11 protein-coding genes and 1 pseudogene are annotated in these 12067 nt (G+C 40.3%); 11 read left to right on the plus strand and 1 reads right to left on the minus strand.

The genetic code is table 11. The features are described 5' to 3' along the window. The first annotated feature begins 99 nt into the window (after window positions 1-99). From spoIIIJ to BM195_RS14845, 11 genes and pseudogenes are all read left to right on the plus strand, one after another. Entirely contained in the window at window positions 100-864 is a 765-nt protein-coding gene (spoIIIJ, locus tag BM195_RS14800) for a YidC family membrane integrase SpoIIIJ (RefSeq protein ID WP_090240236.1), read from the plus strand. Continuing rightward, a complete protein-coding gene (jag, locus tag BM195_RS14805) occupies window positions 861-1481 on the plus strand; it encodes an RNA-binding cell elongation regulator Jag/EloR (RefSeq protein WP_090240239.1) in 621 nt (206 codons plus the stop codon). The genes spoIIIJ and jag overlap by 4 nt, the downstream gene beginning before the upstream one ends. Window positions 1482-1719: 238 nt before the next feature. Then, entirely contained in the window at window positions 1720-3096 is a 1377-nt protein-coding gene (mnmE, locus tag BM195_RS14810; RefSeq protein WP_090240242.1) for a tRNA uridine-5-carboxymethylaminomethyl(34) synthesis GTPase MnmE, read from the plus strand. Window positions 3097-3366: 270 nt separating this feature from the next. Continuing rightward, window positions 3367-5253 carry a tRNA uridine-5-carboxymethylaminomethyl(34) synthesis enzyme MnmG gene (gene mnmG / locus BM195_RS14815; RefSeq protein WP_090240245.1) on the plus strand — a complete coding sequence of 629 codons (1887 nt, stop codon included), beginning with the start codon at window positions 3367-3369 and terminating at the stop codon, window positions 5251-5253. Window positions 5254-5273: 20 nt separating this feature from the next. Next, window positions 5274-5990: a 16S rRNA (guanine(527)-N(7))-methyltransferase RsmG gene (rsmG, locus tag BM195_RS14820; protein WP_090240247.1), complete on the plus strand. Its 717-nt coding sequence runs from the start codon at window positions 5274-5276 to the stop codon at window positions 5988-5990. A gap of 323 nt (window positions 5991-6313) precedes the next feature. Further along, entirely contained in the window at window positions 6314-7174 is an 861-nt protein-coding gene (gene noc / locus BM195_RS14825) for a nucleoid occlusion protein (RefSeq protein ID WP_090240249.1), read from the plus strand. A 190-nt stretch (window positions 7175-7364) separates the two neighbouring features. After that, window positions 7365-8138 carry a ParA family protein gene (locus BM195_RS14830; protein WP_090240252.1) on the plus strand — a complete coding sequence of 258 codons (774 nt, stop codon included), beginning with the start codon at window positions 7365-7367 and terminating at the stop codon, window positions 8136-8138. Next, on the plus strand, window positions 8119-8958 hold the full coding sequence (locus BM195_RS14835; protein ID WP_090240255.1) for a ParB/RepB/Spo0J family partition protein: 840 nt from the start codon (window positions 8119-8121) through the stop codon (window positions 8956-8958). Before BM195_RS14830 ends, BM195_RS14835 begins: the two co-directional genes overlap by 20 nt. A 287-nt stretch (window positions 8959-9245) precedes the next feature. Further along, window positions 9246-9473: an aminotransferase class V-fold PLP-dependent enzyme gene (locus tag BM195_RS18675; protein ID WP_244535778.1), complete on the plus strand. Its 228-nt coding sequence runs from the start codon at window positions 9246-9248 to the stop codon at window positions 9471-9473. A 197-nt stretch (window positions 9474-9670) separates the two neighbouring features. Continuing rightward, window positions 9671-10344: pseudogene (locus BM195_RS18680) on the plus strand (aminotransferase class V-fold PLP-dependent enzyme). A gap of 67 nt (window positions 10345-10411) precedes the next feature. Beyond that, window positions 10412-11116 (plus strand): DUF554 domain-containing protein, encoded by a 705-nt coding sequence (locus BM195_RS14845; RefSeq protein WP_090240260.1) that lies wholly within the window; start codon window positions 10412-10414, stop codon window positions 11114-11116. 321 nt (window positions 11117-11437) lie between these two features. On the opposite strand, the gene yyaC is transcribed toward BM195_RS14845, so the two are convergent. After that, on the minus strand, window positions 11438-12058 hold the full coding sequence (yyaC, locus tag BM195_RS14850; protein ID WP_090240263.1) for a spore protease YyaC: 621 nt from the start codon (window positions 12056-12058) through the stop codon (window positions 11438-11440). Window positions 12059-12067: the final 9 nt, after the last annotated feature.

Consider the following 12067-nt stretch of genomic DNA (forward strand, 5'->3'; position numbering starts at 1 on the left):
GAAAGTATCGTGTATGTTGGACCTTATAAGAAAAATTTCGGCACTCGCTTATGAGGAGGGCGAGCCTCTAGTTTTTCTAATCAGTTAGGAGGAAATAAATTGCGTAAAAAGGTTTGGCTGCTTTTAGCCTTAATCGGGTTAATAGCGCTCCTCTCCGGTTGTACGGAGGTTAATGAACCGATCACTTCTGAAAGTGAAGGGATTTGGAACTCATTTTTTGTATATCCATTATCACAAGTAGTTATTTATATTGCTGAGTTGTTCAATGAAAACTACGGTATATCGATTATCATAGTTACAATTTTCCTTCGACTTATACTATTGCCATTGAATGTTAAACAGTTGAAAAGTTCCAAAGCGATGCAGGATATTCAGCCGGAACTTAAAGCATTACAGGAAAAATATGCGTCAAAGGATGCTAATACCCAACAGAAATTGCAGCAGGAAACGATGAATCTGTTTCAGAAGCACGGGGTGAACCCACTTGCAGGTTGTTTGCCGATTTTCGTCCAAATGCCTATATTAATTGCCATGTATCATGCGATTATGCGCACAGAGTCGATTCAAACACACAATTTCTTATGGTTTGAGTTAGGATCACCGGATTATATTCTACCGCTGATTGCCGGTGCAGCGACATTCTTCCAGCAAAAGTTAATGATGGCCGGCAGTGCTGCTGCACAAAACCCGCAAATGATGGTTATGTTATATGTTATGCCGATTATGATTACGGTTGTTGCATTTTTCTTCCCGGCAGCATTAGCTTTATACTGGGTAGTCGGTAATATCTTCATGGTTGCTCAGACACTTTTTATTCGAAAACCTATGATGAATAATGATAACAATGGGGGAGACAAAAAGTGAAAGAAATAACTGCTAGTGGACAAACAGTTGAGGAAGCGGTCCAATCAGCTTTAGAGCAGTTAGACACCACAAGGGACCATGTTGAGGTTGAAATTATTGATGAAGGGAAAAAGGGAATTTTAGGCGTATTTGGCACCAAGCGTGCATTCGTGAAAGTTACAATGGTAAAAAATCAAGTTGAAGAGGCTGAAGCATTCTTGCAAGAAGTAGCAGAAAAAATGAATGTACAAGCTGATGTGTCAACCACTGTTTCAGACAATCATGTAACCTTTGACCTTTCCGGGGAAAAAATTGCTGTATTAATTGGTAAACACGGCCAGACGTTGAATGCTATCCAATATTTAGTACATCTCGTATTAAATAAGAATGGAGGTCAATTTTACAGTGTAACAGTTGATGCGGAAGGGTATCGCGGGCGAAGGAAAGAAACGCTGGAAGCACTGGCACATAAAATGGCGGATAAAGCGGAAAGATTAAACAAAAATGTGGCGCTTGAGGCAATGCCCGCATTTGAACGTAAAATGATTCATAATGCACTGCAGCATAATCAGCAAGTTTCGACCTACTCAGATGGTGTTGAACCACATCGGCGCATTGTTATCAAACCGCTATCCTGATCCATTAAACTCCCGGTCAGCCGGGAGTTATTTTTTTCCTCAGCTTCGTTAATGAAGACGGATGAAAAACCCATCTATTCACATGTGGATAGATGGGTTTTTGGTCTTATAAGCAAATATTAACACTGTGGATAAGTTTATTTTTGTTTGAATTTGTGATATTCTATTATATTGTTGGCAGAACAATAAATGCTTTGAATATAGATTAGAAATACAGGATATGATGGAGGTGAGATAGATGGAGACAGATACCATAACGGCGATATCAACACCGGTTGGTGAAGGTGCGATTTCGATTGTTCGCTTGAGTGGCCCGGATGCTATTTCTGTTACGGCCGGATTGTTTCAGGGAAAAAATTTGCATGATGCTGATTCGCATACCATTCATTACGGGAAAATCATTGTTCCCGATACAAATGAGGTTGCTGAAGAAGTCATGGTTACGATCATGCGCGCACCGAAGACGTTCACACGTGAAGATGTTGTAGAAATAAATTGTCATGGTGGTATGGTTGCAGTAAACCGTGTACTGGAAATTATTCTGGAACAAGGTATAAGGATTGCAGAACCGGGTGAATTTACCAAACGCGCATTTTTACACGGGCGAATCGACTTATCACAGGCAGAAGCAGTGATGGATTTAATTCGTTCAAAAACAGATAAAGCCATGTCGGTAGCACTGAAACAAATGGATGGGCGTCTTTCTGAATTGATTGGCCGACTCAGACAGGAGCTGCTTGAAACAGTTGCCCATGTAGAAGTGAACATTGATTATCCGGAATATGATGATGTAGAGGAAATGTCGAACGAAATGATGCAGCAGAAAACGAAAGAAGTGCACGCCGAAATCGAACATCTGCTGGAAGTCGCCAAACAGGGAAAAATTTTGCGTGAAGGATTGTCAACAGCGATTATTGGGCGTCCGAATGTCGGTAAATCCTCATTGATGAATACACTTGTTCAGGAGAATAAAGCTATTGTTACGGAAGTTCCCGGAACAACCCGAGATATTATTGAGGAATATGTTAATGTTCGCGGTGTGCCACTAAGGTTGGTTGATACAGCAGGGATTCGTGAAACGGAAGATATTGTCGAAAAAATCGGTGTTGACCGGTCACGGAAAGTACTTGAAGAATCAGATCTTATATTATTTGTGCTCAATTACAATGAAGAACTGACCGAAGAAGATCAAAAGCTTTTTGAAGCAGTCCAGGGATTGGATTATATTGTGATGATAAATAAAACGGATTTGGAGCAAAAGCTTGATTTGGAAAAGGTAAACCAGCTGGCTGAAGATAAACCGGTTATAACAGCTTCCTTAATTAAAGAGGAGGGCATTGACGAATTGGAATCAGCCATTGCTGAAACGTTTTTCGCTGGTGATATCGATTCAGGCGATATGACCTATGTCTCCAATATCCGCCATATCCAATTGCTGAAACAGGCTAAAAAGGCTTTGGAAGATGCTATGAATAGCATTGAAATGGAAATGCCTCTTGATATTGTACAAATAGACGTTACCCGTACATGGGAATTTTTAGGGGAAATCATTGGTGATACAGCCAGTGACAGTTTAATTGATCAGTTATTCTCACAATTTTGCTTAGGAAAATAAAAAGATGGTTTTAAGATGATTTGCTGCTTCTATAGGATAAACCTTTCAGAAGCTCTCTGAGCAGTCCCAAAACACGTAGACTCCAGGAAGCAGGGTCGTTCACGTCTGTGGCAACGCTTTTGTGACCAACATCATGTTGGCCTGAGCTCACAAGCCTTCTCTGGAAACGAAGTGTATCAGACTCTCAGACTGCGGTCTAAATAGCAGCTATCTTATTAAAATATTTGCGATAAAATCGTTCAATCATAACAAACAGAAAGGGTGAAAAAGATGGTATATAATGCTGGAAATTACGATGTCATTGTAGTTGGTGCCGGTCATGCTGGTGTAGAAGCAGGTGTTGCCGCAGCAAAAATGGGTGCGAAAACATTAATGCTGACATTGAATCTGGATATGATTGCTTTTATGCCTTGCAACCCGTCACTTGGCGGTCCTGCTAAAGGAATCGTTGTTCGTGAAGTTGATGCACTTGGTGGTGTGATGGGTAAAGTCATTGACAAAACACACATCCAAATGCGTATGCTGAATACTCGAAAAGGACCAGCAGTTCAAGCTTTACGGGCACAAGCAGATAAACCGCTTTATATAAAAGAAATGAAACATGTCCTCGAAAATCAGGAAAACCTGAATTTGAAACAGGGAATGGTCAATGAACTGATTATGGAAGATGGCACATGTAAAGGCGTTATTACGGAAACGAAAGCTGCTTTTTATGCGGATCAGGTGATTGTAACGACAGGGACATTTATGCGTGGTAAAGTGCTGATGGGGGATCTCGAATATGAAAGTGGCCCAAACAATCAGCGGGCATCCATCAAACTTTCCGAAAACCTTGAAGATCTCGGACTTGATCTTACCCGGTTTAAAACAGGAACACCACCACGTGTGAACAGTCATTCAATAGATTACTCGAAAACCGAAATACAGCCCGGTGATGAAAAGGAACAAAGCTTTTCCTATGAAACAACGGAATATATTACAGATCAGATTCCATGCTGGCTGACGTATACAAATGATTTTACGCACCAGATCATTAACGATAATCTATCTTCATCCGCTATGTATTCCGGCATGAAACGTGGAACAGGACCGCGCTATTGTCCATCGATTGAAGATAAGATCGTCCGGTTTAATGATAAACCGCGCCATCAGGTTTTTCTTGAGCCTGAGGGAAGAGATACGGAAGAAGTATATGTTCAGGGGCTGTCAACATCGTTGCCGGAAGATATCCAGCATGATATGGTCAAAACAGTGCCAGGGCTGGAAAATGCTGAAATTATGCGCGGCGGTTATGCGATTGAATACGACGCGGTTATTCCGACACAACTATGGCCGACATTGGAATTGAAAAACATCCCCGGTTTATTTACAGCTGGGCAAATCAATGGCACATCAGGATATGAAGAAGCAGCAGCACAAGGCATTATGGCTGGTATTAATGCTGCAGCAAAAGTTGTCGGCAAAGAGCCGCTGATCCTTGACAGATCGCGGGCATATATCGGTGTATTAATTGATGATTTGGTTACGAAAGGAACAAAAGAGCCATATCGTCTGCTGACATCCCGCGCTGAATATCGTTTGTTATTGCGTCATGATAATGCCGATTTACGTCTAACCGAAATCGGGCATGACTATGGTTTAATCAATAAAGAACGGTACAATCAGTTCGTTGAGAAAAAACGTCTTGTTGAACAAGAGAAAAAACGTCTTGAAAAAATTATCGTCAAACCGGAAGAGCCTGTACAGCAAATGCTGAAAGATGCAAATGGTTCACCACTGAAGGAAGCCGTCAAAGCATATGACATGCTAAAACGCCCTGAAGTCAGCTATGACATGCTTGCAAAAGTGATCCAATCGGATAAAACGTTGCCGAATATTGTCAGAGAACAGGTCGAAATACAAATCAAATATGAAGGATATATTAAAAAGGCAAATGAACAAGTTGAACGAATGCTTAAAATGGAAGGCAAAAGGATCCCTGATCACATTGATTATGATGATATTGATGGAATAGCCCATGAAGCAAAAGAAAAACTGAAAAAAGTTCGTCCGCTTTCGGTCGGTCAAGCATCACGTATTTCGGGTGTTAATCCATCAGACGTGTCTATTCTGCTTGTTTATATTGAGCAAGGTAAAATTGCTCGTGTCGCCAACTAATTGAAGGAGCTAAGTTATTCATGAAACCAGAACAATTTACGGAAGCATTGCGTAAACAGGGCATTAAACTGAATGGAAAACAACAAGAGCAATTTGCTGTTTATTTTCAGTTGCTGGTGGAATGGAATGAAAAGATCAATCTGACGGCCTTAACAGATGAAGAAGATGTGTATCTGAAACATTTTTATGATTCTGTTTCTGCCGCTTTTTATCACGATTTTACAGGCAACTTAACGATTTGTGATGTGGGTGCCGGGGCAGGGTTTCCCGGCATTCCACTTAAAATATGTTTTCCAGAATTAAATGTCACCATTGTTGACTCGTTACAAAAACGGATTCATTTTTTAAATCAATTAGCCGAAAAACTTGATCTGGTTAATGTTGCTTTTTATCATGACCGGGCAGAAAACTTCGGTCAAAATCATCAGTTCAGAGAGTCATTTGATATCGTTATCTCAAGAGCGGTTGCACGAATGTCCGTGCTGAGTGAATTGTGTTTGCCATTGACTGAAACAAATGGTGTGTTTATGGCAATGAAAGGTTCGCAGGTGAATGAAGAAATAAATGATGCCAAGAATGCGATTGACATTCTGGGTGGCAAATTGGATACGATTCATACATTTCGCTTACCTGAGGAAAACAGCGAACGTTCGATGATAGTTATACATAAAAAACAAAAGACGCCTAGAAAGTACCCGAGAAAACCAGGGTTACCGAATAAAAGCCCAATTAGTTAATCCTCCCATACAGTTCCAAAAGTTATTTAAGATGCATACCCATTCATGGATATGTGTGATAGAATGGTTATAGAATTTGCTAGAACGTTACTTTAGCCTATCATTCTGAAGTTATAAAGGGTTATTTGTATATTCCAAACGATAACGCTTCTGTGTTATGAAAGCTTCAGTGAATGGTTGCGTGAATAGATTCTCAGGAAATGTTTCACGTGGAACATTTCCAGTTTTGAACAGGAATTTTTCGTCGTATGATGGCTGTTTGAATTACGCAAAGGCGTACCATGGTTTTGAAATAGAGCTGATTGTAAAGGTGGTGTTAGGTAGTGGTAAGTCCATTAAACCGAATTTTTGGGATGGGAGATAAAAATGAAATGGCACCAGATGAAGAAAACTACCATCCAGGTGAGGTTACCGAACTTCCTATTGATAAGATAGAAGCAAATAGATTCCAGCCAAGATCTGTATTCAATGAAGAAAAAATGAAAGAACTGGCACAAACAATACATACACATGGTATGATTCAACCAATCGTTGTCCGAAAACTGGAAGAGGAAAACAAATATGAACTGATTGCCGGTGAACGCAGATGGCGCGCAGTACAAATATTAGGTTGGGATCATATACCTGCAATTATTCGTGGAATGACAGATACGGAAATTGCCTCGGTTGCTTTAATTGAAAACCTTCAGCGCGAGGAACTTACGGTTATTGAAGAAGCAAGTGCTTATGCAAGGCTGCTGGAATTGCACTCACTGACACAGGAGGCATTAGCACAACGTCTTGGGAAAAATCAATCAACGATCGCAAATAAAATACGGCTATTAAAGCTTCCTGAAGAGGTACAAACAGCGGTATTGGATAAACAAATAACAGAAAGACATGCAAGAGCGTTGATCAAAGTTGATGACCCAGCTATACAGGTGAAAGTACTGGAGCTTATACTGAAAAAAGATTTAAACGTGAAACAGACAGAAGAACATATCGAAAAGATGAACCAGCCTGATCAAAAAACATCCAAAAAACGTCCAAAACGTAAAGGCGTTAATAAAGATGTGCGAATTGCTATGAATACGATTCGTCAGTCCCTGAATATGGTTTCAGATACGGGGATAGATGTAGAAACAGATGAAGAGGATTTAGATGACTTTTATCAAATAACAATCAAAATACCGAAAAAGAAATAATATATTCATAATATTGATTGAACAACACCATTCATCTTTGTAGATACATAAGATGAGTGGTTTTTAAATCCCAAATCAGGTGATTAATAGATTCTAATCAAAGAACGAAGGTTTAAAAATATCCATTTCATAACCGCTTATTTAAAAAAAGTGATAGAATAATAAGTATAGATGTTAGGTAGGTGACAGCATGGGAAAAATTATAGCCATTGCCAATCAAAAGGGTGGCGTAGGAAAAACAACATCAGCAGTTAACTTGAGTGCAGGTCTTGCACATTTAAACAATAAAGTATTAGTTGTAGACGTAGATCCTCAGGGCAATGCCACAAGTGGAGTAGGAGTAAATAAAGCCGATATGGATCAATGTGTCTATAATGTTTTAGTGGAAGATTTACCTGCCGAGGAGGTTTGTGTGCCGACACAAGTAGATAATTTGGACATTATACCTGCCACAATTCAACTTTCAGGAGCTGAAATTGAGTTAGTCTCGACGATTTCACGTGAAATACGGTTAAAGAAGGCTTTAGAAAGTCTTAAAGGAAAATATGATTACATTATCATTGATTGTCCGCCTTCTTTAGGACTGCTGACCATTAATGCACTTACATCCTCAGATACTGTTTTAATTCCTGTACAATGTGAGTATTATGCACTGGAAGGGTTAAGTCAGTTACTGAATACGATACGGTTAGTTCAAAAACATTTGAATAAGTCCTTAATGATTGAGGGTGTTCTGTTAACAATGCTTGATGCAAGGACAAATCTTGGCATTCAAGTGATTGAGGAAGTTAAAAAATATTTTCAGGATAAAGTCTATCAATCGGTTATTCCGAGGAATATTCGTTTGGGAGAGGCACCTAGTCATGGTGAACCCATTATTTCGTATGATCCCAAATCAAAAGGTGCAGAGGTTTATCTTGAATTAGCGAAGGAAGTGATAAGTAATGGCGAGAGGGTTGGGTAAAGGAATCAATGCATTTTTTCCGACTGAATTGGAAGAAAAGAACGATGATGTCATTCAGGAAATTCCGGTGAATGAATGCCGGCCAAATCCTTATCAACCAAGAAAAACATTTCATGCGGATGCGATCGAAGAATTAAAAGATTCAATCCTGGAATATGGGATTGTTCAGCCATTAATTGTCCGAAATAGTATTAAAGGCTATGAAATTGTCGTTGGTGAACGCCGTTTCCGTGCTGCCAAAGAAGCAGAATTAACGACGCTCCCAGCTGTTGTCAAAGATTTATCAGATGAAAAAATGATGGAAGTGGCCTTACTGGAAAACTTGCAGCGTGAAGATTTAACAGCAATTGAGGAGGCTCACGCATATCAGAATTTAATGAATGAAATTGGTATTACACAGGATGAATTATCAAAGCGACTGGGAAAAAGCCGCTCACATATCGCGAATATCGTCCGACTTCTTTCTTTGCCGGAACAGGTTACAGCCTATATAAACAATGGTGAACTATCGATGGGGCATGGCAGGGCTTTGCTCGGCGTGAAAGATAAGGATCAAGTGCTGCCGCTTGTAAATAAAATACGTAATGAAAAGTTAAATGTACGTCAGGTAGAACAGCTGATTGTCCAAATGAATGAACAGCCTAAAAAGAAAAAAGCAAAACCTAAAAAAGATATCTTTTTGCAGGAAAGGGAATCGGTTTTACGAGAACAGTTAGGGACTGCTGTTTCCATTAATCGGGGAAAACGCAAAGGTAAAATTGAAATTGAATTTTACTCCAATGAAGACCTTGAACGTATATTAGAGACATTTGAAACATGACATAAGAAGAGTAACTTAAAACATGAAAGGTTACTTTCCCATTTATCCATCCTTGCTTACCATATAGCAGGAGAGGGGATTACTGCCCGTTATATTCGGGAAATCGAAAACATAAGTCAGTCTCTTTTTTTAGTAAAGAAGGCATAAAATTGTTGGGTTGACGTATTAATACGGAAATCGGCTAACTCGCCGATTTCCGACAAACGCTAATTTCTGACCGCTGGAAAGACGAGGCGGCAGCTGTTTTTTTTCGTGCCACAGATTTTATTCACAGCGGGGTGTTTAAAATGATCTATTTCGATCAGGCTGCATCATCGTTTCCAAAGCCGACCGAAGTAGGAGGTGCAATGATCCATGCATTAAATGAAATAGGTGCCAATCCGGGCAGGGGAAGCCATAAATTGGCGAGAGAGGCATCTGAAGTCATATTTAAAACAAGGGAAACAGCTTGCCGCGTTTTCGGCTGCCGTAATCCAAAACAAGCATTATTTACCAAAATGCAACAGGAGCCTTAAATCAGGCTATCAAAGGTTTGTCATGGTCAAAAGGCGACCATGTTATCGCAACAACTTTCGAGTAATGCCATACGGAGACCACTCGAATATATAAAAAAACAATTTGGCGTGGACATTACATATTTACCCTTGAAAGATGATGAGCTTTCACAGATGAGATTGCGCATTCAATGAATGCGAACACAAAGTTAATCGCCATGTCGCACGCATCCAACGTAACCGGCGAATTGACCCCGGTGGAAGCATCAGCGGCCGTTGCGAAACAATATAACATACCCGTTCTAGTAGATGCTTCACAAACAGCCGGGCACAGAGCTATACATATGCAGAATATGGGTATTGATATGATGGCTGTTCCAGGTCACAAAGGTTTGCTGGCCCACAGGGTACGGGCATGTTTCTGATTAACAGTGATATTGACTTGGAACCGATTCATCATGGCGGCACTGGCAGCTATTCTGAGAATCCTGAACAGCCGCCACAGTGGCCGGAAAAATTCGGAAGTGGGACGTTAAATACACCTGGTATAGCTGGATTAAACGCTGCTTTAACATTGTATGAAGCACGAAGACATGAAAATGTTTCACGTGAAACAATCCTAAGTTAAAACCTTTTAAAAGGCTTGAAGCAGATAGAAGGTGTGACAATATACAGCCCGGATGAACATAAACACCGCATGCCGATTGTTGCATTTAATGTGCTCGGCATACCATCACAGGAAATTGCGATGATTCTCGATTCGCACTTTGACATCGCTGTACGTGCAGGTCTTCATTGCAGCTCGTTAACACATGAAGCCATCAATACAACGGATAAAGGTGAGCAAGTTTCAGCATGTACAATACAGAAAAAGAAGTTGAACAATTTTTAAAGGCAATTCACGAAATAACAGAATCCTACAATATGATTTAAGTATGGTACAAAATGGGGATAGATATATGGCTTTATTCGGTACAATCGTTAATGGCATTTGCATCATAGCCGGAAGTCTGATTGGGTTATTTTTTACCAAAATACCGGAAAGATATAAAGAAACCGTTATGCATGGCATTGGATTGGCGGTTATTCTAATTGGGCTACAAATGGCTCTGTCTACAGAAGCGATTATTGTCGTGTTATTAAGTTTGTTGACAGGTGCTATTATTGGCGAATTTATACATTTGGAAGAGGGGATTAATCGGGCAGGAGATTGGATAGGAAGTAAATTTGCGACAACAAATGACAATATAAGTGTTGCGCAAGGATTCATAACTGCATCCCTTGTTTTTGTGATTGGTGCGCTGTCAGTCATTGGAGCTTTAGATGGCGGGCTGCGGGGAGACCATGAAGTGCTGATCACAAAAGGAGTGATTGACGGTTTTGTTGCGCTCGTATTGACGACTACACTTGGATTTGGGGTTATTCTTTCAGTTGTCCCGGTATTCCTTTACCAAGGGTCGATTGCATTACTGGCTACCCAGATTACCAACTGGATCCCCGAATCATTCCTTGACGGCTTGATTGGCGAGCTGACTGCGGTAGGTGGTCTGTTAATCATGGCGATTGGTCTTAATTTATTGAAAATCGTTCAAATAAGAGTAGGAAATTTGCTACCATCGATCTTAACGGTCGGGGGCGTCTATTATGTTTACTTGCTGTTTTAATATATACTAAAAACGCTGCTTTAGATAGCAGTGTTTTTAATTTCTTTTTATAACGTCATAACGTATTCATGATTCTGGTGGAACCGTCCGTAAGACTATACCCCGTCTTAACAGGCAGTAAGTTACTCGCATTCAAAGCTGCAGAAAATGTAAAATTGGCAGAGAACAACTGCCTGTCCGATCATAACGCGACGTCCTGTCGCATCATCGGGATCGGCGATAGCACGTCCTGTTTGTCATAAAGGCTCGATTCGGTTCGGGTCTGCACGATGCAAATTACAAAGGCGTTGCAACAGGATAGCTGCTTAATTGCTTCCTTGCTCAATTTTTTAATACTTGGTGTTTATGTGACGTCACAATATCCGGAAAAGTTTTGGAATAAGTTAATTGCTGATCAATTTTTTTCAATAAGGCAGCAATATGCTTTGCCATATCGACTACCAGGGAAAGTCTAGTGTTTTGTAAGATGGCGTATTCCATAAACCCGCTGATATTGACAACACCGGTAATATGAATATCACCAATAGGCGGAAGATTCTTATTTAGAGCAGCACCTGGATTAAGTGAACCGATATCCGTAATAATGCTGCCTACTGAAGTTGTTTTGCCTAATGAAGCATCCACCGCAATGATAAAGGGGTGACGATGCAGTTTATAAATTTGATTTACATAGTCCTCCATATTGGTAGCATGGACTGGCTCAGGCAATGTGCCATATACGCGTAAATGTTTTGGTTGCATATCCGATAAAAAGGAGCCTGTCAAAGGCCCTAGGGCATCACCTGTCGATCTATCTGTTCCAATACAAACGATGATATATTCCTTGGGTGTCGATGGCAGCCAGGAAATAATTCGTTCATTCATCTTGTCCAACAGATCCTGATCACTATAGTGTATTTGCAGTTTTTCTTTTTTTGGAATGAAACGGTCCATTAGATTCATAGCTTATCC

The organism is Lentibacillus halodurans (genome assembly GCF_900112045.1).
Taxonomy (GTDB): Bacteria; Bacillota; Bacilli; order Bacillales; family Amphibacillaceae; genus Lentibacillus; species Lentibacillus halodurans.

Excerpts from the sequence above, each read along its gene's own strand:
- BM195_RS14835 (WP_090240255.1), top strand. The coding sequence starts at position 8,119 with ATGGCGAGAGGGTTGGGTAAAGGAATCAATGCATTTTTTCCGACTGAA.
- BM195_RS18675 (WP_244535778.1), top strand. The coding sequence starts at position 9,246 with ATGATCTATTTCGATCAGGCTGCATCATCGTTTCCAAAGCCGACCGAA.
- BM195_RS14830 (WP_090240252.1), top strand. The coding sequence starts at position 7,365 with ATGGGAAAAATTATAGCCATTGCCAATCAAAAGGGTGGCGTAGGAAAA.
- yyaC (WP_090240263.1), bottom strand. The coding sequence starts at position 12,058 with ATGAATCTAATGGACCGTTTCATTCCAAAAAAAGAAAAACTGCAAATA.
- BM195_RS14845 (WP_090240260.1), top strand. The coding sequence starts at position 10,412 with ATGGCTTTATTCGGTACAATCGTTAATGGCATTTGCATCATAGCCGGA.
- mnmG (WP_090240245.1), top strand. The coding sequence starts at position 3,367 with ATGGTATATAATGCTGGAAATTACGATGTCATTGTAGTTGGTGCCGGT.
- rsmG (WP_090240247.1), top strand. The coding sequence starts at position 5,274 with ATGAAACCAGAACAATTTACGGAAGCATTGCGTAAACAGGGCATTAAA.
- mnmE (WP_090240242.1), top strand. The coding sequence starts at position 1,720 with ATGGAGACAGATACCATAACGGCGATATCAACACCGGTTGGTGAAGGT.